We start from the raw sequence: 22935 nt of genomic DNA on the forward strand, positions 1-22935 counted from the left end.
TGCCTCGTGTCCAAACGAGAAGACGGCCGCCTCGATGACGAGCTTCGCCCCGTAGTCATCACCCGCGGATTCACCGAGCACCCGGCGGGTTCGGTGCTGATCGAATTCGGTCAGACCAAGGTCATGTGCACCGCCAGCGTCACCGAGGGGGTACCGCGCTGGCGCAAGGGATCGGGCCTGGGGTGGCTGACCGCCGAATACGCGATGCTGCCGTCGGCCACCCACACGCGCTCCGACCGCGAGTCGGTGAAGGGCCGCCTGTCCGGGCGCACCCAGGAGATCAGCCGGCTGATCGGCCGGTCGCTGCGGGCGTGCATCGACCTTGCGGCGTTGGGGGAGAACACCATTGCCGTCGACTGCGACGTGCTGCAGGCCGACGGCGGCACCCGCACCGCGGCCGTCACCGGTGCCTACGTCGCGTTGGCCGACGCGGTGACCTACCTGTCGGCGGCGGGCAAGCTGTCGGACCCGAGGCCCTTGTCGTGCGCCATCGCGGCTGTCAGCGTCGGCGTCGTCGACGGTCGGGTCCGGGTGGACCTGCCCTACGACGAAGATTCGCGCGCCGAGGTCGACATGAACGTCGTCGCCACCGACACCGGGACCCTCGTCGAGATCCAGGGGACCGGCGAGGGCGCGACGTTCCCGCGGTCGACGCTGGACAAACTGCTCGACATGGCGTTGGGCGCGTGCGACACATTGTTCGCCGCCCAGCGCGAGGCGTTGGCGCTGCCGTACCCGGGCGTGCTGCCGGACGGACCCCCTCCGCCCAAGGCGTTCGGCAGCTGACCGTGCCTGATGGTGACGACCCGCTACGCCCGGCTTCGCCGCCCTTGCGATCGTCACGGCTGCTGGTCGCCAGTCTGACCCTGGCCTAACTGCCCCGCGGTCTATCACCGCCGACACCGCGGCCAAGACGAGACCCATTCCAGTCGGTCATGACTCGTCCTCCCGCAGCTCGAATATCGGGATGGTGCGCGTGGTTTTTGACTGGTAGTTCGCGAACGCGAACGCGGGTACGGTCGCGTTGATCTTGGGGATGATCGCCTCACGTTCGGACGAGTCGAGCTCGCGCGCGACGACGTCGAACGAGCCGGTGGCGACTTCAACGCGCGCCCGCCGGTTGGCCCGCAGGTTGTGCACCCACGCCGGGTTGACGTCGGCGCCGCCGTAACCGGCGACGATCAGCAGCTTGCCGTCGATACGGAAGACCACCAGCGGCGCGACGCGCGGCTCGCCGGACCTCGCGCCCTTCGTAGTGAGTAGCAACAGCTCGTTGCCTTCGAATCGCCCGCCGACCTTGCCGGCGTTGGCGCGAAACTCGTCGGTGATGTTGTTATTGAGCGCCTTGAGGGTCTCGGTATCGGGTCTTTGACTCACTCTGGAGGAAGCTACTTGGTCGCCCCGTCTATTCCTTGCGCTATTCCTTGCGGAGCGTGCCGTGTTGTACGCCGTGCCGGCCTCGGGCCCAAGGCACTCGCAACTAGAGATCCACCAGGGTGGTCAGCAGCGTTGAAATGGCGGTGGCGGCCGTCGGCATCTTCACCCTCTGCACTGCTTAATGCTATTCGCGTCGCCAACCCATCGTCTCGCAGTCCGTAAGGTGTTCGGGGTGCATCGGCAACGGCCCAGACCGCACGTTTAGGAATAGATGATGACCCGCCTGCTGGTCGCCAGCCGGGTGGGCCCAAACGCACCATGACAGGGTCGGTGCAGAACAGCGTGAGGGCTGCAATCGCAGGGTTTTGGGCAACTTATTCGGCTACTACCGTGAGATGCCGCGGCTACCGGGAGCCGAGGCATAAACCTGCTTGACCACTGGTTATACGTGCGGCGCGGATGGCTACGTGTGGTAGCCTGGCTGCTAACAAAGGGATTGCTGAGGAGGTGGAAGAGTGACTCCCCCGACTTTAGACACGAGCCTGCCGCGTGACGAACGCTGCATTACATTCGCCGATCACGGTCGGGCGATGGAGGCCGTCGACCGCCAGCTCTCCCGATGGGGCAATCTTCTAGACCGCCTCGCCGAGGAGTGACCGAGTACCTGTCTGCGCAGGTAATCATAGATATAAACGCCGGTTTCGGCGGATATCCACTGGATCGGGACGGCATCGAAGCTGCTGTCTATCGGCCGGCGACGTCCGCCTTCGGCCAGGAAGCTTTTCCCAGTCTGTGGGTGAAGGCGGGCGTCTACGTCCATTCGTTCAGTTCGACGCAGTACTTCAGCGATGGGAACAAACGGACTGCTTGGATTGCCGCGGTCGTGTTTCTCGATATCAACGGATATCAGGTCCGTGACAACATCGCAGACGTGGAAGCAGAGGCGTTTGTGCTGGCTGTCTCGCGGCGGTTGTTCGACGTCGAAGAGGACCCCGACCGAACCCTCAAGAGGGCAGGCGAGTGGTTCGAGGTCAACGCTTTCCCCACAAGCGGTGCTGTATGAACAAGATGTTTGGGATTTCTTGGTGACACATCTGCTGGTTGCCAGCCGCAACCCCAAGAAGCTGACGGAACTGCGCCGGGTGCTCGACGGCGCCGGCCTGTCGGGGCTGACGCTGGTGTCGCTGAACGACGTGGCGCCGTTCGACGAACCGCCCGAAACCGGCGCGACCTTCGAGGACAACGCGTTGGCCAAGGCGCGGGACGCGTTCGCCGCGACCGGTCTGGCCAGCGTGGCCGACGACTCCGGTTTGGAGGTGACCGCGCTGGGCGGCATGCCCGGCGTGCTGTCGGCGCGTTGGTCGGGTAGCCACGGCGACGACGCCGCCAACACCGCGCTGCTGCTGGCACAGTTGCGTGACGTTCCCGACGCGCGGCGCGGCGCGGCGTTCGTGTCGGCGTGCGCGCTGGTGTCGGCTTCGGGGGAGGTCGTCGTCCGGGGCGAGTGGCGCGGGACGATTGCCCGGGAACCGCGCGGCGACGGCGGGTTCGGCTACGACCCGGTGTTCGTTCCGTCCGGCAGCGACCGGACCGCCGCGCAGCTGAGCCCGGCGGAAAAGGACGCGGTCTCGCACCGTGGTCGGGCGCTGGCGTTGCTGGTGCCGGCGCTGCGGGGGCTCGGCTGATCCCGGGTGCTCGTCCGGCCCTGGCCTAAGCCACAGCCGTCACACCAGTCTCGGCGGAGAGGCACCTACTTTGTTGCCCGACTCGTGAGCGACAATCCGTTGCGCCGCTTGCGTTGTCGCGCAGAGGCGGGCACATCGTGTGTCGCGCCTGCGTGGGACCGCTGTGGCAGGTGCGCCCCTAAAGCCCGAAGCGGACCTTGACGTCCCTGCTCTGGAAGTGCTCGACGATGATGCCCAGCAGCGGGATGGTGCCGGACAGCAGCACACCGACCGTCTTGAGAATTGGCCAACGCACCTTGACCGCCAAGTTGAATGCCGCCAACACGTAGACGAAGTACACCCAGCCGTGCACCACCTCGATCCACCGGATCTCGTGGTGGAAGACCAGATGCGAGACGATCTCATAGCACAGGGCGATGAGCCAGAGACCCGTCGTCCACGCCATGATCCGGTAGCCGAGCAACGCGGTGCGGATCTTCTCGACGGGCACGGCGGGCGCCGGTGTCTCGGGTGTGGTCATGCGATGGTCCTGTTCTGTTTTTCGGCATCGGTCTTGGCGAGCTCGGCCAGGTAGGCGTTGTACTCCCGCAGCGCGGGATCGTCGGGCGGCTGCCGCACGGGCGCGGGCCGTTCGGGCAGCAGCCCGGCGGGGATCTCGGTCATCTCGCCGCTCTTCCGTGGTTCTGGGGGTTCCTCTTCGTAGCGGACGAACTTGCGGTACGCGTAGACACAGAACCAGGCGAACAACGGCCACTGCAGCGCATAGCCGAGATTCTGAAACGTACCCGAGACCGACTGGAACCTCGTCCACTGCCACCAGCCCAGGGCCAAACACCCACACGCCGCGACGATCACCAAAGCGATCAACGCGGCCCTGCGACGACGGGTGGTGGGCACCCCTTGACGGTACCGCTCACGATTTGGGCCCAAGCTGAGGCTGTACGATCGGCACGCGCGCGGGCGTGGTGAAATTTCGGCAAACACGCCGGCTTTAGGTGCCGGTGCTCGTGAGAGCTTGAGGGTTCGAGTCCCTCCGCCCGCACCGTTTTTCGACGCTACGCGTCCAGAAAACGGGCGCGCACCTCCGGCGGCGGCAGCGGACAACTCTCGTACTTGCCGAAGACGCGGTAGCGGATATCGGCGAATCTGTCGTAGAGCCAGTCACGCAGGGGAGCCGGTATGACGCGGGCTACCTTGAACAGCTTCCACGGCCCGCCAAGGTAGTCCGCCACGCGTAACGCGGCCGCCGATCGGGCCGCCACCCGTTCGGTGGGCCGGCCGGGTTCATCGACAAACACCATGGAGTCGACGTTCTGGACGTCCGGGTGCCGATCGATGATCGCACGCGCGAAGTCGCTGTCGAGGGCCGCAAAGCGCAGGGCGCCGCGTGGATCGAACCGAAGCACCGCCCGCACGGCCCGATTGCAGAAGCCGCAGACGCCGTCGTACAGCAGCACCGGTGCGACCTGCGTCTCCACGCGGCCCAGGCTACTGGCTGGCCAGCGCCGCGGCACGGCCCCGAGGTTGACGGAAGGTAAGGCAACCCTTAGTTTGTGGGGGTAACTTACCTACTCGGAGGGTGCCGGATGCAGTCGGTTGCGTCGCGTCAGGGAGGCCGACCCGCGCTTATCGCGGTGGACGACGTCGTCCGGGTCGGCCGCGAACTCGGCATGCAGCGGCTGAGCGTCAACGCGGTCGCGCTGCGGCTCGGCGTCTCGGCGACCGCCCTGTACCGGTATGTCGAAAGCCGGTGGGAGCTCGAGCGCCTGGTCGGCGAGAGCCTGCTCGCCGAACTCGAATTGCGCGACGACCCGACGGCGGACACCGAGCGGCACCTGCTGTCGTTCGGCCTGCAGCTGCGCGACTTCACCGCCGGGCGCCCCGGGCTCGCGTCCTACCTTCAGGTGCTGTTCCCGCGCGGCGACGCCGGTGCCCGGTTGCTGGCCACCGAGGTCGAGGCGCTGAGCCGGCGCGGATACTCCGCCGACGCCGCCATGGTGTTGAGCAGCGCGGTCGCCACGCTGGCGATCAGCCTGGCCGCGCGGGAAGAGAGCAACGCCAACGCGACCGGCGGAGACCAGGCCGGCGGTTTCGCGGTGGAGCGCGACGCGGCCGCCGAACGGTTGGCCGGCAACGCGCAGCTCGGCGCCGCCCACGTCGGGTTGCCGCGGGTCTCGGATGTGGAGTTCGTGCGGCTGCTGCTGGCCGCATCGATTCGGGGTCTGGTGGCGGTGATTCCGCCCGGGCGCCCGATCGGCGAGGTGGTGGCGGAGTTGCGCGCCGCCGGAGAGGACCGCTGATGGCGCGCGGGTTTCAGGGGGTGATGCTGCGGAGTTTCGGTGCCCGCGATCACACGGCGACGGTCCTCGAAACCGTCCGCATCGCACCGCATTTCGTGCGGGTGCGGATGGTGTCACCGACCCTGTTCGAGGACGCGGACGCCGAACCGGCGGCGTGGCTGCGGTTCTGGTTTCCCGACCCGGACGGGTCGAACACCGAGTTCCAGCGCGCCTACACGATCTCCGAGGCCGACGCCGCCGCCGGCCGCTTCGCGGTCGACGTCGTGCTGCATGAGCCGGCCGGCCCGGCGTCGTCGTGGGCGCGCACGGTGCAACCCGGCGCGACCATCGCGGTCATGTCGCTGATGGGCTCGTCGCGTTTCGACGCGCCCGACGAACAGCCGGCCGGCTACCTGCTGATCGGTGATTCGGCATCGATCCCGGGCATGAACGGGATCGTCGGAACCGTCCCCCACGACGTCCCGATCGAGATGTACCTCGAGCAGCACGACGACAACGACCCGCTGATCCCGATCGCGAAACACCCCCGGCTGCACGTGCATTGGGTTGCGCGTCGCGACGAGACGTCGCTGGCGGCGGCGGTCGAAAGCCGCGACTGGTCGGACTGGTACGCGTGGGCGACGCCCGAGGCGACGACGCTCAAGCACGTCCGAACGCGGTTGCGCGACGAGTTCGGGTTTCCCAAATCCGAGATACACGCGCAGGCCTATTGGAGCGCCGGGCGCGCGATGGGCATCCGCCGCGGTGACGGCCCGGACGAAGCCGCCGCACCACCGCCGGACGACACATCGCCGGAAGTGGCTGCGGCACAGCATAAGTCACCTATGTCCCGCGGCCGGTGGCGCGCCCAGGCCGCGGGCCGGCTGCTGGCCCCGCTGCGGCCGGCGCTGATCCTCTCCGGCGCGCTGCAGGTCGTGCTGACGCTGGTGCAGCTGGCGCCGTTCGTGCTCCTGGTCGAGCTGGCCCGGCTTCTGGTGTCCGGCGCCGCGGAATCCCGGCTGTGGACGGTCGGCGTCGCGGCCGTCACGCTGCTCGGAACGGGCACCGTGCTCGGTGCCGCCCTCACGCTGTGGCTGCACGTCGTCGACGCGCGATTCGCCAGCGACCTGCGCTCACGGCTTTTGACCAAGCTGTCCCGACTTCCGTTGGGCTGGTTCACCGCCCGCGGCTCGGGCTCGATCAAGCAGCTCGTCCAGGACGACACCCTGTCCTTGCACTACCTGGTCACGCACGCCATCCCGGACGCGGTCGCCGCGATCGTCGCGCCGGTGGCCGTGCTGATCTATCTGTTCGTCGTCGACTGGCGGGTGGCGCTCGTCCTGTTCCTGCCCGTCCTGGTCTACCTGGTGCTGACGTCCTCCCTCACCATCCAGTCCGGCCCGCGCATTCCGCAATCGCAGCGTTGGGCCGAAAGGATGAGCGGGGAGGCCGGCGCCTACCTCGAGGGGCAACCGGTGATTCGCGTCTTCGGGGGCGCCGCGGCGTCCAGCTTCCGGCGCCGCCTGGACGAGTACGTCGGGTTCCTGGTGGCCTGGCAGCGCCCACTGGCCGGCAAGAAAACGCTGATGGATCTGGCCACCCGCCCCTCGACGTTCCTGTGGCTCATCGCGGTCACCGGCACCGTGCTGGTGGTCACCGGCCGGATGAATCCGGTCGACCTGTTGCCGTTCCTGTTGCTGGGCACCACATTCGGCGCACGCCTGCTCGGCATCGCCTACGGGCTCGGCGGCATCCGCGCCGGGATGCTGGCCGCCCGGCGCCTGCAGAACACCCTCGACGAGCCCGACCTGGCCGTGCGACAGCGGGAAGCGCCCCACGACGACTCGTCGGCGACGGTGGTGTTCGATCGCGTCGGCTTCGGCTATCGCCCCGGGGTCCCGGTGATCAACGACGTGTCGCTGACGCTGCGGCCCGGCACCGTCACGGCGCTCGTGGGCCCGTCGGGGTCCGGCAAGTCGACCCTGGCCGCGCTGCTGGCCCGCTTCCACGACATCGGCGAGGGTGCGATACGCGTTGGGGGACAGGATATTCGATCGTTGACCCCCGACGAACTCTACACGCGCGTCGGTTTCGTGCTGCAGGACACGCAGCTCGTGCACGGCACCGTCGCGCAGAACATCGCGCTGGCCGTCCCCGACGCCACCGCCGCACAGATTCAGGACGCCGCCCGCGCGGCGCAAATCCACGACCGAATCCTGCGATTGCCCGACGGCTACGATGCCGTGCTGGGCGCCGGCACCGGACTGTCGGGCGGGGAACGCCAGCGGCTCACCATCGCCCGCGCCATCCTCGCCGACACCCCGGTCCTGATCCTCGACGAGGCCACCGCGTTCGCCGACCCGGAATCGGAATACCTTGTGCAGCAGGCACTCAACCGGCTGACCCGAGACCGCACCGTGCTGGTGATCGCGCATCGACTGCACACCATCACCCGGGCCGATCAGATCGTCGTGCTCGATCACGGCCGGGTCGCCGAGCGCGGCACCCACGACGAGTTGCTCGCCGCCGACGGCTGCTACCGCCGGCTCTGGGACACCGGCCACGTCGATGCGGTGCCCGCGACCGCGGCCCGGGAGGGGGCGCGATGATCCGCACCTGGATACGGCTGGTTCCACAAGACCACCGCGGCAAGGTGATTGGGTACACCGTGCTGGCCGTGCTGTCGGTGGTGGTGCGGGCGGTGGCCACGGTGCTGCTCGTCCCGCTGGTGGGCGCCCTGTTCGGTGACTCACCGCACCGCGCCCTGGTGTGGCTGGGCTGGCTCAGCGCCGCGACCGTGACCGGGTGGGTGATCGACACCGCGGCCGCGCGCATCGGCTTCGATCTGGGTTTCGCCGTCCTCGACCACACCCAGCACGACATGGCGGACCGGCTTCCCGATGTCCGGCTGGAGTGGTTCACCGCCGAGAACACCGCGACGGCGCGGCAGGCGATCGCCGCAACCGGGCCGGAACTCGTCGGCCTCGTGGTGAACCTGCTGACGCCGCTGGTCACCGCGATCCTGTTGCCGGCGGCCATCGCGCTGGCCCTGCTGCCGGTTTCCTGGCAGCTCGGCCTGGCCGCCCTGGGCGGCGTGCCGCCGCTGCTCGGCGCGTTGTGGGCGTCCGCGCGGCTGGCCCGGCGCGCCGACGCCGCGGCCGCCGACGCCAACACCGCGCTCACCGAGCGGATCATCGAATTCGCCCGCACCCAGCAGGCGTTGCGCGCCGCGCGGCGCGTGGAACCCGCCCGCAGCCTGGTCGGCGACGCGCTGGCCGCACAGCGCGGCGCGACGATGCGGCTGCTGGCCATGCAGGTCCCGGGCCAGCTGCTGTTCAGCCTGGCCAGCCAGCTGGCTCTGATCCTGCTGGCCGGCGCGACCGCGGCGCTGACCGTGAACGGCACGCTCACCGTGCCGGAGGCCATCGCGCTGATCGTCGTGATCGCCCGCTACCTGGAGCCGTTCACCACCATCAGCGAGCTGGCCCCGGCCCTGGAGAGCACCCGCGCCACGCTGGACCGCATTCGCTCCGTGCTCACCGCGCCGGCCGTCGACGCCGGGGCCGCGACGCTGGCCGACGGCGCCCCATCTTCTGCGGGGGCTCCGCGCATCGAGTTCGACGACGTGGCCTTCGGCTATGAGGGCGCCGGTGCGCCCGTACTTGATGGCGTGAGCTTCTCGCTGCGGTCCGGGAGCACGACGGCGATCGTCGGTCCCTCCGGCTCGGGCAAGAGCACCATCCTGGCGCTGATCGCCGGCCTGCACGAGCCCACCCGTGGCCGCGTCCTCATCGACGGGGTCGACGCGGCGACGCTGGCCGCCGAGGCTCGGCGCGCGGCGAGCAGCGTCGTGTTCCAACACCCGTACCTGTTCCATGGCACCATCCGTGAAAACGTCTTCGCCGGAGACCCGTCCGCCGACGACGACCGGTTTGCCAGGGCGGTGGCGCTGGCCCGGGTCGACGAACTCACCGGCCGGCTGCCCGACGGCGCCGACACCGTCGTCGGCGAGGCCGGGTCGGCGCTGTCCGGCGGCGAGCGACAACGCGTCAGCATCGCGCGCGCGCTGCTCAAAGCGGCGCCAATCCTGTTGGTGGACGAGGCGACCAGCGCCCTGGACACCGAGAACGAGGCCGCCGTGGTCGACGCGCTCACCGGCGATCCGCGGCCCCGCACCCGGGTGATCGTCGCGCACCGGCTGGCCAGCATTCGGCATGCCGACCGCGTTCTCTTCCTCGACGACGGCCGGGTGGTCGAGGACGGTGCCGTCGACGAATTGCTCGCCGCGGGTGGGCGTTTCAACGAATTCTGGCGGCAGCAACGCGACGCCGCGCAGTGGCACATCCTCGCCGACTAGCCACGGGGCTCTTGCCGTATGCCTTACAGTTGACCGGTCAGTCGGCCGTGCGAGTGCTGGAGGCGTGCTGCGTATGAGCGCTGTGGTGTCGATTCCGCGCTACCCCGGCGACGTGACGCCGGAATGGTTGTCGGCCGTGCTCAGCGACGGCCGCGCACCCGTCCGGGTGTCCGCGATCGACGTCGTGGCCATCGGCACCGGGCAGACCGGGGCGACGTTTCGTGTGACGGCCGGGTACGCGACCGACCCGGGTGAGCTGCCGCGAACCTTTGTGATCAAGCTGCCCGCGCAGGACGACGCCGTGCGCGACCGGGTCACCATCGGCTATCGCAGCGAGTGCGCGTTCTATACCACGGTGGCCGACCGCGTTCGCGTGCCGAGCCCGCGGTGCTTCTATTGCGAAATCACCGAGGACGCCAGGGATTACGCGCTGCTGCTTGCCGATCAGGCGCCCGCGGTGCAGGGCGACCAGATCGCCGGCTGCGGCGAGCGGGAGGCGCGGCTCGCGGTGGTGGCGCTGGCCGGGCTGCACGGGCCCAGCTGGTGTGACCCGTTCTGGCTGAACGTGCCCGGCCTCGCGTTTCCCCGCCCGGACGAGGCGTCCGCGAAGGGCCTTGGGGACGTGGCGAAGCTGAGCGCCGAGATCACCCTGGAGAAGCTGGGCGACCGGATGAGCGCCGAAGACCGCGAGACCCTCACCGCGGCAATGGGCAAGGTGGCGCCCTGGCTCTTCGCCGAGCGGGACCGGTTCGCTCTGCTGCACGGCGACTATCGCCTCGACAACCTGCTGTTCGACCCGGACCGCGGTGGGGTGAGCGTGGTCGATTGGCAGACGCTCGGCGTGGGCCTTCCGGCGAGGGACCTCGCGTATTTCACGGCAACCAGCCTGGATTCGCGGCTGCGCGCGGCGATCGAGAAAGACCTCGTCGGCGAGTACCACACGGCGCTGCTGGGCCACGGGGTCACCGGTTACGACCGCGAAACGTGTTGGCGCGATTATCGTCTGGGGATGATTCAGGCCCTGCTGATCTCCGCCCTGGGGTTTGCGTTCGCCGCCGCCACCGAGGCGGCGACGACATGGTGTTGACCATGCTGCGGCGGGGCGGCCAGGCGATCCGGGACCTGGGGACGGTGGACCTGATCGCCTGAGTCAGCGGCTGATGCGGCCGGCGAGGTAGTCGGCGCGGCACGCGTTGCGGGCGAGCTTGCCGCTGGTCGTGCGGGGAATCGTGCCCGCGGCGACAAGGCGGACGTCGGCGACCCGGACCTGATGCTCCCGCGAGATCACCGCCCGCACGATGGCCTCGATCGGGGTCGGGTCCACGCGTCCGACGCCCGCGGCGCGTTCGGCGACGACGACCAGTTGCTCGCCGGAGTTGCCGCCCGGTGCGTCCAGGGCGTCGGCCGGAACCGAGAACGCGGCCACGTAGCCGGCGCGAATGGCGGGCGACGCCTGGCTGACGGTGGTCTCGATGTCATGCGGGTAGTGGTTCCGGCCGTCAACGATGATGAGGTCTTTGATCCGCCCGGTCAGGTACAGCTCACCGTCGAGGTAGACGCCGAGATCGCCGGTGGCCAGCCAGCAGCAGTTGTCCGGGGCGCCCTCGGCGTGGCTACCCTGTTCGAGCCGGGATTGCAGCTTGTTGCCGAACGTGCGTTGCGTTTCGTCCTCGCGTTCGAAGTAGCCGCGGCCGACGTTGTTGCCGTGCAACCAGATTTGTCCCACCGTGCCGTCCGGCACCTCGGCGCCGTCGGGGTCGGTGATCACCGCCCACAGGTCCCGGATCGGCTGGCCGCACGAGACATAGGGGACCGCGCCTGGGGTTTCCGGCGTGACGACTACCGCGTGCCCGGCGGCGAGCCGGACGCGGTCGAGGAATACGGCGCTGGCCGCCGCGTCCGGGCCAATGGTGGCGACCGCCAGCGTCGCCTCCGCCATTCCGTAGGAGGGTTTGACCGCCGTCGCGGGCAGGCCGTAGGGGGCGAACGCGCGCGTGAATTTCTCGATGGCCGATATCGTCACCGGCTCGGATCCGTTGAGCAGGCCGACGACGTTCCGCAGGTCGATATCGACGCCCTGCGGGGGCAGTCCCCGCTCCGCCGCCAACTCGAACGCGAAGTTCGGCGCGGCCGCGAACGTCCGGCCGTTGGCCGCTTCCGCGCTCAACTCCTTGATCCATCGGAAGGGCCGTCGAACGAACGCCATGGGGTCCAGCAGCGTGAGGTATCCGCCGCCGCACAGCGCCGGGAACATGATCATGATCAGTCCCATGTCGTGATAGAGCGGCAGCCAGCTCACGCTTCGGATTCCGCGGTCCAGCCTGTCGGCCAGGATCATCTGCAGCACGTTGGTACAGATGCCGCGGTGGGTGATCTCCACGCCGGCGGGGCTGCGCGTCGAACCCGACGTGTACTGCAGATAGGCGACATCATCGGTGCCGATTGTCGGGTCGGCGAACATCGACGCCAGGGTCCCCGGCACCGCGTCGACCGCGATCAGTCGCGGCCGCCCGGCCACCGGATTTGTCCGCAGGGATTCCCGTACCGCCTCGGCCGCCGCGTTGGTGGTCAGCACCACGGTGGGCCGGGCGTCGGCCAGCACCGCCGTCAACCGCTCGGCGTGTCCGGCCAGCGTCGGCGCGAACAGCGGCACGGCGACGTTTCCCGCATGGACGGCGGCGAAGAAGGCCGCAACGTAGTCGATGCCCTGCGGCGCCAGGATCGCCACCCGATCACCCGGCTTGGTGACTTGCTGGAGACGCGCCCCGATCGCGCGGACCCGCGTCCACAGCTCGTTCCAGCTGAGCTCGATGATGCGCCCGTCCTGCTCCCTCGCGTAGTCGATGAACCGGTACGACGGGAGGTCGCCGAACGCTCGCTGGTTCTGTTCGAAAAAGGAGGTGAGTGTCACCCCCTCGGGTATGACGATGGTGCCGTCAGCACGCACGTAGTCATTGATGTCAGCCATCGCGGGCTGAGCAGCATTGATCGACAGAGGGGCCCGACCCATGCAAGAGAGAATAAGAGGGCCGCCAAATGTTTTGCTGCCTCTTTGGGGTGTGGTGGCCATCACTATTCGTGATGGCTGCGATGCGCGTCGCCGCTGACCTGGCGTCCGCCCTGTTCGGCCGGGCGGAATTCGCCCTCGTTCACGACACGTCGTTCCGGCGCGGCGGCGGCATATCCGGGCCGGGCGTCAGTATTGCGTGGAGCCTTGGTCGACCGGGATCTGGGCGGCGGTGACGTTGCGCGATTCGTCGCTGGCCAGCCAGCAGACGGCGTCGGCGATCTGTTCTGGCTCGGCGATCCAGCTGGGCAGGAACGGCGTCAGCATGTGGGACAGCTGCGGGTTGGTCTCCATGGCCTTGCCGATCGCCGCGACCATGTCGCCCGATCCCATGGGGGTGTTCACCGGTCCGGGGTGCACGCTGTTGACCCGGATCGAGTGTTTGCCCAACTCGGCGGCAAAGGCGCGGGCCAACCCGGTGACGGCGTGCTTGCTGGCCGTGTAGTGCACCATGAACGGCTGCATCTTCACCCCGGCCGCCGAGCTGATCAAAATGATCGAGCCGCCGCGGCCCCCTTCGATGATCCTGTCCGCGCCGGCCATCACGGTGTTCCAGGCGCCCGTCACGTTGACGTCCATCACGTCGCGAAAGGATTCGGCCGTGATGTCGTGCCACGCCTGCGGAGCCGAGATGCCGGCGTTGGCCACGATGATGTCGAGGCGTCCCAGCGCGGCGAAACCGTCGTCGACGGCCTTGCGGAGCCCCTCCAGGTTGCGGACGTCGACGACCGAGGCGAGGATCCGGCGGTCGGTCTTTTCCACCAGGCGAACCGTTTCGGCCAGGTCCTCCTCGGTCGCCGGGGGATATGGGACGCAGGACGGGAGCTTGCCGGCGATGTCGACGGCGATGATGTCGGCGCCCTCCTCGGCCATCCGCACCGCGTGCGCCCGCCCTTGGCCGCGCGCCGCTCCAGTGATGAACGCCACCCTCCCCGCAAGCCGCCCCTCGCGTCCTCCGCTCATCGCCGTGCCGCCTTGACGAGGTTCGACCCGATGATCAGGCGCTGGATCTCGCTGGTGCCCTCGTACAGCCGCAGCAGGCGCACGTCGCGGTAGATGCGTTCGACGGGGACCCCGTGCATGTAACCGGTCCCGCCGTGGACCTGCACCGCGACGTCCGCGACCCGGCCGGCCATTTCGGTGCAGAACAGCTTGGCCGCCGACGGCGCGATCCTGCGGTCTTGGTCGGTGACCCACAGCCGTGCGGCGTCGCGGACCAGCGCCCGCCCGGCCAGCACCCCGGTCTGCTGGTCGGCGAGCATGGCCTGCACCAGCTGGAAGTTTCCGATCGGCGTCCCGCCCTGGGTCGCGGTGGCGGCGTACGAGACGGATTCGTCGAGCGCGCGTTGGGCGGCGCCCACCGCCAGGGCCGCGATGTGAATGCGGCCGCGCGCCAGCGAGGTCATCGCCGCGCGATAGCCGATGTCCTCGCTGCCGCCGACCAACGCGCCGCTGTCGACCCGGACGTCGCCGAAGCTGACATCGGCGGTCCACGCGCCCTCCTGGCCCATCTTGGCGTCCTTGGCGCCGACCTCGACACCCGGCGCGTCCGCGGGGACGAGGAAGACGGCGATCCCGGGCCCCCGGTCGTCGGCCGGCCGGGTCCGCGCGAACACGACGAACAGGTTCGCGACGGGAGCGTTGGTGATGAAGCGCTTCTGCCCCGAAATCACCCAATTATCTTCTTCGCGAACGGCTTTGGTGCGCAGGCCGGCCGGGTTCGATCCGGCCCCGGGCTCGGTCAGCGCAAAGGAGGCGACCACGTCGCCCGCCGCCATCGGCGCGAGCCAGCGCTTCCTCTGCTCGTCGGTGCCGAACCCGACGAGCACCTGCCCGGCAATGCCGTTGTTGGTGCCGAACATCGACCGCAGCGCCAGCGACGTGTAGCCCAACTCCATCGCCAGCTCGACGTCCTGCACCAGGTTCAGGCCGAGGCCGCCCCACCGTTGGGGGATCGCGTATCCGAACAGGCCCATCTCTTTGGCCTGGTCGCGAAGGCCATCGGGCACCCGATCGTCGGTCAGGATCTGCTGCTCGCGGGGAACGACGGCGGTGCGCACGAAGTGTCGGGTCTGGGCAAGGATCTCCCGAAAGTCCTCGTCGGACACTTCCTGGGCCTCGGCGGTGGTCATCGGGCAGACGCTCCTCGTTGGCATCCTCGTTCGGGCGACGGGCGCGCTCGGCCACCCGGTATCGGGCAAGATCCTATATGAAATATGATATTCGACCGACGGGGCGTCTCGGGACGCGGGCAAGTCAAGGGAGGCGGGATTCAGGTGTCGTTGCTGGACGGTCAGACCGCGGTCGTCACGGGTGGTGCGCAAGGCCTGGGCTTCGCCATCGCCCAGCGATTCGTCGCCGAGGGCGCACGCGTCGTGCTCGGTGACCTGAACCTGGACGCAACCGAGGCCGCGGCCAAGCGGCTGGGCGGCGGCGATGTCGCGGTTGCGGTCCGCTGTGATGTCACGCGGGCCCCCGACGTCGAGGCTCTGATCTCGACGGCCGTCGAGCGTTTCGGCGGCCTGGACATCATGGTCAACAACGCGGGCATCACCCGCGACGCGACGATGCGCAAGATGACCGAAGAGCAGTTCGATCAGGTCATCGACGTGCATCTGAAAGGCACCTGGAACGGCATCCGGCTGGCGGCCGCGATCATGCGGGAAAACCAGCGGGGCGCCATCGTGAACATGTCGTCGGTGTCGGGCAAGGTCGGGATGGTCGGGCAGACGAACTACTCGGCGGCCAAGGCCGGGATCGTGGGGATGACCAAGGCGGCCGCCAAAGAGCTTGCTTACCTGGGCATTCGGGTCAACGCGATCGCTCCTGGCTTGATCCGGTCGGCGATGACTGAGGCTATGCCGCAACGCATTTGGGACTCGAAGGTCGCCGAGGTGCCGATGGGCCGGGCCGGCGAGCCCAGCGAGGTCGCCAGCGTCGCCGTGTTCCTGGCCTCCGATCTGTCCTCGTACATGACCGGCACCGTCATGGAAGTCACCGGCGGCCGGCACATCTGACTATCACCGCGAGCAGACGCAAAATCGCCTTTTTGGCGGACAATTAACGCGATTTTGCGTCTGCTCGGCCTCAAGACAGGAGTCGCGATGCGTGAAGCCGTGATCTGCGAACCCGTGCGGACGCCGATCGGCCGCTACGGCGGAATGTTCAAATCGCTGACCGCCGTCGACCTCGGCGTCGCCGCCCTCAAGGGACTACTCGAGCGAACCGGAATCCCGCCCGAGGCGGTGCAGGACGTCATCCTCGGGCACTGCTATCCCAGCAGCGAGGCGCCGGCGATCGGGCGGGTGGTGGCGTTGGATTCCGGCCTGCCGGTGACGGTTCCGGGGATGCAGGTCGACCGGCGCTGCGGGTCGGGCCTGCAGGCGGTGATCCAGGCGTGCCTGCAGGTCGGCAACGGCGACCACGACCTCGTCCTCGCCGGCGGCTGCGAAAGCATGAGCAACGTGGCCTTCTACTCCTCCGACATGCGCTGGGGCGGCGCCCGCGGCGGTGTCCGGGTGCACGACGGGCTGGCGCGGGGGCGCACCACCGCCGGTGGCCGCCACCACCCGGTGCCGGGCGGGATGCTGGAGACCGCCGAGAACCTGCGCCGCCGGTACGGCATTTCGCGCCGGGAGCAGGACGAGCTCGCGGTGCGCTCGCACCAGCGCGCGGTGGCCGCGCGGAAGGACGGCATCCTGGCCTCGGAGATAGTCCCGGTCACCGTGCGCGGCCGCCACGCCGAGGAGGTGATCGACACCGACGAGCACCCGCGCGCCGACACGTCGGTGGCATCGCTGAGCAAGCTCAAACCCGTTCTGCTGGACGAAGACCCGGAGGCGACGGTCACGGCCGGCAACTCCAGCGGGCAGAACGACGCGGCGTCGATGTGCGTGGTGACCACGCCCGAGAAGGCCGACGAATGCGGCCTGACGCCGTTGGTGCGCATGGTGTCGTGGGGGGTGGCCGGTGTGGCGCCCAACGTCATGGGCGTCGGCCCGGTGCCCGCGACCGAGGCCGCGCTCGCCAAGGCGGGCCTGCGCCTGTCCGACATCGACCTCATCGAACTCAACGAAGCCTTTGCCGCGCAAGCGCTTGCGGTCATGCGGGAATGGAAGTTCGGGGCCGCCGACCACGACCGGACCAACGTGCACGGGTCGGGAATCTCGCTCGGGCATCCCGTCGGCGCGACCGGCGGCAGGATGCTGGCCACCCTGGCGCGCGAACTCGACCGCCGCCAGGCGCGCTACGGGTTGGAGACCATGTGCATCGGCGGCGGGCAGGGCCTCGCCGCGGTCTTCGAACGGGTCGCCTCGACATGAACCCGTTGAGCGGCCTCACCGTCGTCGAGGTGTCCAGCTTCGTCGCCGCGCCGCTGTGCGGCATGACGCTGAGCCAGCTCGGCGCGCGAGTGATCCGCATCGACCCGATCGGCGGCGCCTCCGACGTCCGGCGCTGGCCGCTGGCCGACGGCGGCGCGTCGATCTACTGGACCGGGCTGAACAAGGGAAAGCGTTCGGCCACCATCGATCTGCGCTCGCCCGAGGGCCAGGATCTGGTGCGGCGGCTGATCGTCGAGGGCGACGGCATCGTCGTCACCAACGCCGCCGGCCTGTCCTGGCTGAGCCATGATCGCCTGGCCGCCAAGCGTTCCGACGTCATCCACGTTCAGCTGCTCGGGCGCGGCGACGGCTCCACCGGGGTCGACTACACCGTGAACGCCGGCGTCGGGTTCCCGCTCGTCACCGGCCCGGCCGATCATGCCGGCCCGATCAACCACGTGCTGCCCGCCTGGGACGTGTGCTGCGGCCTGTACGCGGCGCTGGCCGTCGTCGCCGCCGTCCGCCGCCGCGACCGGTCCGGGGTGGGCGCGCGGATCAGCCTGGCGCTGGAGGACGTCGCGTTGGCCACGGCGGGAAACCTTGGGCTGCTGACCGAGCCCCAGGTCAACGGGACGCAACGCGAGCGGCTGGGCAACGCCATCTACGGCCAGTACGGCCGGGACTTCACCAGCAGCGACGGCGCCAGGTTCATGGTTGTCGCCTTGACCGGCAGGCACTTTCGTGACCTGGTCGAGGTGACCGGAACCGGCGCGGCGGTGTCCGCGCTCGCGGGGGCGCTCGGCGTGGACTTCGACGCCGAAGGCGACCGATACCGGTACCGCGACGTGCTGTCCGGGCTGTTCGCCACCTGGTTCGCCGACCACACGGCCGACGAGATCACCGCCGCGCTGTCGGACACCACCGTGCTGTTCGAGCGGTACCGCACCTTCGCCGAGGTCGCGGCAGGCCCGAAAGTGACCGCGAATCCGCTGTTTTCCCGGCTTCGCCAGCCCGGCGTCGGGGACTACTTCGCCGCCGGCATGCCGGCCGCGTTCGACGGCGCCCACCCCGAACCCGCACCCGCCCCCGCGCTGGGACAGGACACCGCCGACGTGCTCACCGAGTGCCTGGGTCTGACGGCCGCCGACATCGCGCGCCTGACGGCCGCCAACACGATAGGGAAAGACAGCGCATGACCAAGCTTGCCCAGACCCTCGGGCTGACCGAATTCCAGACCGAGATCCTCGCCACGGTACGGCAATTCGTCGACAAGGAAGTCATTCCCCACGCGGCCGAACTCGAACGCGGCGACACCTACCCGCAGCGCATCGTCGACCAGATGCGCGACATGGGACTGTTCGGGTTGATGATCCCGCAGGAACACGGCGGGCTGGGGGAGTCGCTGCTGACCTACGCGCTGTGCGTCGAGGAGCTGGCGCGCGGCTGGATGAGCGTGTCCGGCGTGCTCAACACCCACTTCATCGTGGCCTACATGCTGCGCCAGCACGGCACCGACGCGCAGAAGCGTCGCTTCCTGCCGCGCATGGCGACCGGCGAGTCCCGCGGCGCGTTCTCCATGTCGGAGCCGGAGCTGGGCTCCGACGTCGCCGCGATCCGAACCCGGGCGGGGCGCAATCCGGACGGCACCTACACCATCGACGGCCAGAAGATGTGGCTGACCAACGGCGCCAGTTCGACGCTGATCGCCGTACTGGTGCGCACCGACGAGGGCGCCGACAAGCCGCACCGCAACCTGACCGCGTTCCTGGTCGAAAAGCCCACGGGATTCGGCGAAGTCGTGCCCGGCCTGACGATCCCCGGCAAGATCGACAAGCTGGGCTACAAGGGCATCGACACCACCGAACTCCTCTTCGACGGCTACCACGCCAGCGCCGACGACATCCTCGGTGGAACCCCGGGCCGGGGCTTCGTCCAGATGATGGACGGCATCGAGGTCGGCCGGGTCAACGTGTCGGCGCGGGCGTGCGGTGTCGGCATTCGCGCCTTCGAGCTGGCGGTGCGCTATGCCCAGCAGCGGCACACCTTCGGCAAGCCGATCGCCGAGCATCAGGCCATCGCCTTTCAGCTCGCGGAGATGGCCACCAAAGTCGAAGCGGCACACCTGATGATGGTCAACGCGGCGCGCTTGAAGGATTCCGGGGAGCGCAACGATGTCGCCGCCGGCATGGCCAAATACCTTGCCAGCGAATACTGCTCGGAAGTCACCCAGCAGAGCTTCCGGATCCACGGCGGCTACGGCTACTCCAAGGAATACGAGATCGAACGGCTGATGCGCGACGCGCCGTTCCTGCTGATCGGTGAGGGAACCAGCGAGATCCAGAAGTCCGTCATCAGCAAGCGGTTGCTCGCCGAGTATCGGGTGTGAGGCGATGACCGTTCCGGATTTCGCCGCGCGGCCACAACTTTCCGACGACATCGCGCGCTTCATCCGCACGAGGATCTTCGACGGCACCTACGCCGCCGGGTCCTACGTTCGCCTGGACCAGTTGGCCGCGGAGTTGGGCGTCAGCGTCACACCGGTGCGTGAGGCGCTGTTCGCGCTGCGCGCCGAGGGCCTGATCGCCCAGCAGCCCCACCGGGGTTTCGTGGTGCTGCCGGTCACCGGCCGGGACGTCACCGACGTCGCGAACGTGCAGGCACACGTCGGCGGCGAGCTCGCCGCGCGAGCCGCGATCACCATCACCGACGACCAGCTGCGCGAACTCAAGCAGATCCAGGCGCAATTGGAAGAGGCCTATGCCGGTGACGACCACGAGCGCACCGTTCGGCTTAATCACGAGTTCCACCGGGCCATCAACGTCGCCGCGGACTCGCCGAAGCTGGCCCAGCTGATGCTGCAGATCACCCGCTACGCACCGGAATCGGTGTTCCCGACCATCGCGGGCTGGCCGGAGCAGTCGATGAAGGACCACCGACGGATACTGTCCGCGCTGAACAAGCGCGACGACAAGCTGGCGCGCGCCGCGATGTCGGAGCATCTCGCCGCCGGCGCGGACCCGTTGATCGACCACCTCGTCGCGCGCGGGGTCGTTGTCGACACGGGCGATTCGCGCTGACGTTACGCCACAGGCGCTTTCACGCGCCCGAGGCTCAACGGGCCGCGACCGGCCGGGTCCGCCCCCCGGCCACCTTGCGCTGCCGGGCGGGCGCGGGCTTGGTCGCTCCGTTCCCCTTTTTCGTCTCCTCGATCAACCGGCCGGCGTGGTCGAGGATGCAGTCGAGGCCGAATTCGAAATTTGTTTCGTCCGGCGCGCCGATGCGGTGGCCCTTCTCGGTGACTTGGGCAATCAGCGGAGTGGTTTGGGGATCGATGGCCACCGCGTCCTCGATGGCACGCCCCCCGCTGTCCGAGGACCGGTTCTTTTCGTAGAGCCGTTGCAACACCACCGATCCGCGGACGTGCATCGAAACCGCCGAATAGGTGTCGAAGGCGTCATCCGCGGATAGGCCGGCCTCGACCAGGTTGGCGATCGCCTTCTCCATCTCCTGGGCGCCGACGCGTGCCGCCTTGGGACTGAGGGCGGCGCGAATCAAAATCAGATCACACAGGATTGGGTTGCCCATGAAGGTCTTCCGCATCGAGCGCGCGTGATTCCGCAGCGTCTCGCGCCAGTCGCTGGCTTTGACATACGGGGTGGCGAACACGTACTCGCTCAAAGCGCGGTCCGTCATCGCGTTGAGCAGATCGTCCTTCTTCCGGAAGTACCAGTAGATGCTCGTGACGCCGACGCCCAGGTGTTTGCCGAGCAACGGCATGCTGAGGTTGTCTATCGACACCTGCTCGGCGAGTTCGAATGCGCCGCTGATGATGTCGTCGGGATTGATGGAACCGCGTTCGCGTCGCTGACGCTTTTCAGCGGTTGCCTGCTTAGCCACTACGGGCACCTCCATCACAATCTGTCCTGCATATGCGCGCGCGTGTCGCGGTTGCGCTACCTCCCTGGACCTTACCGGCCGCGGTCACCGGTGCCGATTCCATCGGGGTTTTCCCTCTGCTACTGTAATGGCTATCGTAGGCTTTTTGGTAACTGCGGCTGGACGGGCGAACATGACAGGGCCGAGGCCGTCGGGCGCGCCGCTCGGCAGGGCATGGATCTAGGGCTGGCAAATGCCGCCACGGCCGTGGTCGGCGGCGGTGGCGGGATGGGATTGGCCACGGCGCGATGCCTTGCCGAGGAAGGCGCGCGGGTGGCCGTCATCGGCCGCTCACGGTCGGCGCTTGACCGTGCGGTCGCCCAATTGAGCGGTTGCGGTAGTCCCGACGCCCTGGGGATGGTCGCGGACGTCCGCGACGGCGCGCAGGTCGACACGGTGTTCGCCGAGCTGGGCGAGCGGTGGAACGGCGAGCTGAACGCGCTCATCAACGCGGTCGGTCCGGGCTCGGTGGGCAGCTTCGAAAGCCTGACCGACGACCAGTGGCACCAGGCCGTCGAGGCGGGCGTGATGGGAATGGTGCGCTGCGTTCGCGCGGCCCTTCCGTCGCTGCGCAAAGCGCAGTGGGCGCGCGTCGTGAACTTCTCCGCGCACTCGATACAGCGGCAAAGCGTGATGCTGGCCGCTTACACCGGGGCCAAGGCCATGCTGACCAGCGTCTCCAAGAACCTGTCGCTGCTGCTGGCCAAGGACGAGATTCTGGTCAACGTCGTCTCGCCCGGCAGCATCGCGTCCGAGTCGCTGATCGGCTGGGCGGAGTCGGTCGGCGTCGACGGGAGCGACCCCTACCGCTTGATGGATGCCATCGCCGAGCATTTCGGGCATCCGGCGCACTTGCCGCGGGCCGGCCTGCCCGAGGAGATCGGGCCGGTCGTGGCCTTCCTCGCGTCGCGGCGTAATTCCTACATGACCGGGGCCAACGTCAACGTCGACGGCGGCTCCGACTTCATCTGACCTTGAAAGCGCTTGTCCGGCAAAAGGAGTGGATCGTGGCGGCAGTCGGGTGCGGGACCTGCGCGTTAAGAGTACGCCGATGAGCGCCGTCGAGCCCGAGGACGCGGTGCTCTACGAGGCCACCCCGAGCGGCGTCGCGATCATCACGCTCAACCGCCCGGAGCGCCTCAACGCCTGGGGGCCCGACATGGCCCCGGCGTTTTATGCCGCCATCGATCGCGCCGAGCTGGACGGGGCCATTCGGGTCATCGTGCTGACGGGCCGGGGCCGGGCGTTCTGCGCCGGCGCGCACCTGGGCTCGTCGGGCGCGACCGACGCCGTCGGCGATTCCCTGCAGAAGGCGGGGGAGAAGGACGTGGCGGACTTGGTCGGCGAACGCCCGCCCCATTTCGTGACGGAGCTGCGCAAGCCCGTCATCGCGGCCATCAACGGCGCCTGTGTCGGCATCGGATTGACTCAGGCGCTGATGTGTGACGTCCGCTTCGCGGCGGCCGGGGCCAAGTTCGCCGCGGTGTTCGCGCGCCGGGGGCTGATCGCCGAGTTCGGCATCTCCTGGATACTCCCGCGGTTGACGGGGTGGGGGGTGGCCCTCGACCTGTTGCTCAGCGGGCGCACGTTTCTTGCCGACGAAGCCGCCGAGCTCGGCCTTGTCAAGGAAGTCGTGGCGCCCGAGGACCTGATGAGGCGTGTCATGGAGTACGCCGAGGACATCGCCCAGAACTGCTCGCCGACCGCCATGTCGGTGATCAAGCGGCAGGCATACGGCGACGCGAACCGCGATGTCGCGGCGGCGAATTTGGCCGCCGAGGCGCTGATGTGGGAGGCGCTGCCGCGGCCGGACGTCATGGAGGGGATCGTGAGCTTCCTGCAGAAGCGGCCGCCGCGCTTTCCCGCCCTGAACCCATAGCCCCAACCCCGTGCCTTCTTGCGCGAGCAGCCT

21 protein-coding genes, 1 tRNA gene and 1 pseudogene are annotated in these 22935 nt (G+C 68.8%); 15 read left to right on the plus strand and 8 right to left on the minus strand.

Annotated features, from left to right (window positions below; genetic code table 11):
- The first annotated feature begins 6 nt into the window (after positions 1-6).
- Positions 7-786, plus strand: coding sequence for a ribonuclease PH (rph, locus tag G6N25_RS16715; protein WP_083073459.1), 780 nt, complete (start codon positions 7-9; stop codon positions 784-786).
- Between the two features lie 147 nt (positions 787-933).
- Here the strand turns inward: rph and G6N25_RS16720 are convergent, their stop codons facing one another.
- Positions 934-1377 (minus strand): nitroreductase/quinone reductase family protein, encoded by a 444-nt coding sequence (locus tag G6N25_RS16720; RefSeq protein WP_083073458.1) that lies wholly within the window; start codon positions 1375-1377, stop codon positions 934-936.
- 652 nt (positions 1378-2029) lie between these two features.
- On the opposite strand from G6N25_RS16720, the gene G6N25_RS16725 reads away from it, so the two are divergent.
- Both G6N25_RS16725 and rdgB read left to right on the plus strand, forming a co-directional pair.
- Positions 2030-2440, plus strand: a complete 411-nt coding sequence (locus G6N25_RS16725) for a type II toxin-antitoxin system death-on-curing family toxin (RefSeq protein ID WP_158084861.1) — start codon at positions 2030-2032, stop codon at positions 2438-2440.
- Between the two features lie 19 nt (positions 2441-2459).
- Positions 2460-3062 (plus strand): RdgB/HAM1 family non-canonical purine NTP pyrophosphatase, encoded by a 603-nt coding sequence (rdgB, locus tag G6N25_RS16730; protein WP_142272564.1) that lies wholly within the window; start codon positions 2460-2462, stop codon positions 3060-3062.
- 178 nt (positions 3063-3240) lie between these two features.
- Here rdgB and G6N25_RS16735 read toward each other — a convergent pair whose 3' ends face one another.
- Together G6N25_RS16735 and G6N25_RS16740 are read right to left on the minus strand one after the other, a co-directional pair.
- Complete coding sequence (locus tag G6N25_RS16735) at positions 3241-3582, minus strand: DUF3817 domain-containing protein (RefSeq protein WP_083073456.1); 342 nt, start codon at positions 3580-3582, stop codon at positions 3241-3243.
- Positions 3579-3959, minus strand: coding sequence for a hypothetical protein (locus G6N25_RS16740; RefSeq protein ID WP_083073455.1), 381 nt, complete (start codon positions 3957-3959; stop codon positions 3579-3581). Before G6N25_RS16740 ends, G6N25_RS16735 begins: the two co-directional genes overlap by 4 nt.
- 59 nt (positions 3960-4018) lie before the next feature.
- On the opposite strand from G6N25_RS16740, the gene G6N25_RS16745 reads away from it, so the two are divergent.
- A tRNA-Leu gene (locus G6N25_RS16745) sits at positions 4019-4104 on the plus strand.
- A 13-nt stretch (positions 4105-4117) separates the two neighbouring features.
- Here the strand turns inward: G6N25_RS16745 and G6N25_RS16750 are convergent.
- A complete protein-coding gene (locus G6N25_RS16750; protein WP_232065820.1) occupies positions 4118-4540 on the minus strand; it encodes a thiol-disulfide oxidoreductase DCC family protein in 423 nt (140 codons plus the stop codon).
- 156 nt (positions 4541-4696) lie between these two features.
- On the opposite strand from G6N25_RS16750, the gene G6N25_RS16755 reads away from it, so the two are divergent.
- From G6N25_RS16755 to G6N25_RS16770, 4 genes and pseudogenes are all read left to right on the plus strand, one after another.
- On the plus strand, positions 4697-5362 hold the full coding sequence (locus G6N25_RS16755; RefSeq protein WP_232065821.1) for a TetR/AcrR family transcriptional regulator: 666 nt from the start codon (positions 4697-4699) through the stop codon (positions 5360-5362).
- Entirely contained in the window at positions 5362-7950 is a 2589-nt protein-coding gene (locus G6N25_RS16760) for an ABC transporter ATP-binding protein/permease (RefSeq protein WP_083073453.1), read from the plus strand. The genes G6N25_RS16755 and G6N25_RS16760 overlap by 1 nt, the downstream gene beginning before the upstream one ends.
- A complete protein-coding gene (locus G6N25_RS16765; protein ID WP_083073452.1) occupies positions 7947-9698 on the plus strand; it encodes an ABC transporter ATP-binding protein in 1752 nt (583 codons plus the stop codon). The genes G6N25_RS16760 and G6N25_RS16765 overlap by 4 nt, the downstream gene beginning before the upstream one ends.
- Before the next feature lie 73 nt (positions 9699-9771).
- A pseudogene (locus G6N25_RS16770) lies at positions 9772-10847 on the plus strand (phosphotransferase family protein).
- A 1-nt stretch (position 10848) separates the two neighbouring features.
- Here G6N25_RS16770 and G6N25_RS16775 read toward each other — a convergent pair.
- From G6N25_RS16775 to G6N25_RS16785, 3 genes are all read right to left on the minus strand, one after another.
- Positions 10849-12708 (minus strand): fatty acyl-AMP ligase, encoded by a 1860-nt coding sequence (locus tag G6N25_RS16775; protein WP_083073451.1) that lies wholly within the window; start codon positions 12706-12708, stop codon positions 10849-10851.
- 186 nt (positions 12709-12894) lie between these two features.
- Positions 12895-13728 (minus strand): mycofactocin-coupled SDR family oxidoreductase, encoded by an 834-nt coding sequence (locus tag G6N25_RS16780; protein ID WP_083073450.1) that lies wholly within the window; start codon positions 13726-13728, stop codon positions 12895-12897.
- The gene (locus tag G6N25_RS16785) at positions 13725-14897 is read right to left on the minus strand and encodes an acyl-CoA dehydrogenase family protein (RefSeq protein WP_083073449.1); all 1173 of its coding nucleotides are present in this window, start codon (positions 14895-14897) and stop codon (positions 13725-13727) included. The genes G6N25_RS16780 and G6N25_RS16785 overlap by 4 nt, the downstream gene beginning before the upstream one ends.
- 84 nt (positions 14898-14981) lie before the next feature.
- Between G6N25_RS16785 and fabG the strand changes: the two genes are divergently transcribed.
- The 5 genes from fabG (at position 14982) to G6N25_RS16810 (ending at position 20164) form a co-directional block, all read left to right on the plus strand.
- Positions 14982-15782: a 3-oxoacyl-ACP reductase FabG gene (gene fabG, locus G6N25_RS16790; RefSeq protein WP_083073448.1), complete on the plus strand. Its 801-nt coding sequence runs from the start codon at positions 14982-14984 to the stop codon at positions 15780-15782.
- Between the two features lie 87 nt (positions 15783-15869).
- Positions 15870-17087: an acetyl-CoA C-acetyltransferase gene (locus G6N25_RS16795; RefSeq protein WP_083073447.1), complete on the plus strand. Its 1218-nt coding sequence runs from the start codon at positions 15870-15872 to the stop codon at positions 17085-17087.
- Positions 17084-18283, plus strand: a complete 1200-nt coding sequence (locus G6N25_RS16800; RefSeq protein WP_083073446.1) for a CoA transferase — start codon at positions 17084-17086, stop codon at positions 18281-18283. The genes G6N25_RS16795 and G6N25_RS16800 overlap by 4 nt, the downstream gene beginning before the upstream one ends.
- Positions 18280-19473, plus strand: a complete 1194-nt coding sequence (locus G6N25_RS16805; protein WP_083073445.1) for an acyl-CoA dehydrogenase family protein — start codon at positions 18280-18282, stop codon at positions 19471-19473. Before G6N25_RS16800 ends, G6N25_RS16805 begins: the two co-directional genes overlap by 4 nt.
- A 4-nt stretch (positions 19474-19477) precedes the next feature.
- Positions 19478-20164 carry a GntR family transcriptional regulator gene (locus G6N25_RS16810; protein WP_083073444.1) on the plus strand — a complete coding sequence of 229 codons (687 nt, stop codon included), beginning with the start codon at positions 19478-19480 and terminating at the stop codon, positions 20162-20164.
- Between the two features lie 34 nt (positions 20165-20198).
- Here G6N25_RS16810 and G6N25_RS16815 read toward each other — a convergent pair whose 3' ends face one another.
- Positions 20199-20999: a TetR/AcrR family transcriptional regulator gene (locus G6N25_RS16815; protein WP_083073443.1), complete on the minus strand. Its 801-nt coding sequence runs from the start codon at positions 20997-20999 to the stop codon at positions 20199-20201.
- Between the two features lie 198 nt (positions 21000-21197).
- Here G6N25_RS16815 and G6N25_RS16820 point away from each other — a divergent pair, with 198 nt between their 5' ends.
- Positions 21198-21995: an SDR family NAD(P)-dependent oxidoreductase gene (locus G6N25_RS16820; RefSeq protein WP_083073442.1), complete on the plus strand. Its 798-nt coding sequence runs from the start codon at positions 21198-21200 to the stop codon at positions 21993-21995.
- A gap of 79 nt (positions 21996-22074) precedes the next feature.
- A complete protein-coding gene (locus tag G6N25_RS16825) occupies positions 22075-22902 on the plus strand; it encodes an enoyl-CoA hydratase (protein ID WP_083073441.1) in 828 nt (275 codons plus the stop codon).
- Positions 22903-22935 lie beyond the last annotated feature (33 nt).

Source organism: Mycobacterium heidelbergense (assembly GCF_010730745.1).
GTDB lineage: Bacteria > Actinomycetota > Actinomycetes > Mycobacteriales > Mycobacteriaceae > Mycobacterium > Mycobacterium heidelbergense.

What these genes read in the sequence shown, in the direction of transcription:
- G6N25_RS16735 (WP_083073456.1), bottom strand. Translation starts at nt 3,582, where the DNA reads ATGACCACACCCGAGACACCGGCGCCCGCCGTGCCCGTCGAGAAGATC.
- G6N25_RS16760 (WP_083073453.1), top strand. Translation starts at nt 5,362, where the DNA reads ATGGCGCGCGGGTTTCAGGGGGTGATGCTGCGGAGTTTCGGTGCCCGC.
- G6N25_RS16765 (WP_083073452.1), top strand. Translation starts at nt 7,947, where the DNA reads ATGATCCGCACCTGGATACGGCTGGTTCCACAAGACCACCGCGGCAAG.
- G6N25_RS16775 (WP_083073451.1), bottom strand. Translation starts at nt 12,708, where the DNA reads ATGGGTCGGGCCCCTCTGTCGATCAATGCTGCTCAGCCCGCGATGGCT.
- G6N25_RS16780 (WP_083073450.1), bottom strand. Translation starts at nt 13,728, where the DNA reads ATGAGCGGAGGACGCGAGGGGCGGCTTGCGGGGAGGGTGGCGTTCATC.
- G6N25_RS16785 (WP_083073449.1), bottom strand. Translation starts at nt 14,897, where the DNA reads ATGACCACCGCCGAGGCCCAGGAAGTGTCCGACGAGGACTTTCGGGAG.
- fabG (WP_083073448.1), top strand. Translation starts at nt 14,982, where the DNA reads ATGATATTCGACCGACGGGGCGTCTCGGGACGCGGGCAAGTCAAGGGA.
- G6N25_RS16795 (WP_083073447.1), top strand. Translation starts at nt 15,870, where the DNA reads ATGCGTGAAGCCGTGATCTGCGAACCCGTGCGGACGCCGATCGGCCGC.
- G6N25_RS16800 (WP_083073446.1), top strand. Translation starts at nt 17,084, where the DNA reads ATGAACCCGTTGAGCGGCCTCACCGTCGTCGAGGTGTCCAGCTTCGTC.
- G6N25_RS16805 (WP_083073445.1), top strand. Translation starts at nt 18,280, where the DNA reads ATGACCAAGCTTGCCCAGACCCTCGGGCTGACCGAATTCCAGACCGAG.
- G6N25_RS16810 (WP_083073444.1), top strand. Translation starts at nt 19,478, where the DNA reads ATGACCGTTCCGGATTTCGCCGCGCGGCCACAACTTTCCGACGACATC.
- G6N25_RS16815 (WP_083073443.1), bottom strand. Translation starts at nt 20,999, where the DNA reads ATGGAGGTGCCCGTAGTGGCTAAGCAGGCAACCGCTGAAAAGCGTCAG.
- G6N25_RS16820 (WP_083073442.1), top strand. Translation starts at nt 21,198, where the DNA reads ATGGATCTAGGGCTGGCAAATGCCGCCACGGCCGTGGTCGGCGGCGGT.
- G6N25_RS16825 (WP_083073441.1), top strand. Translation starts at nt 22,075, where the DNA reads ATGAGCGCCGTCGAGCCCGAGGACGCGGTGCTCTACGAGGCCACCCCG.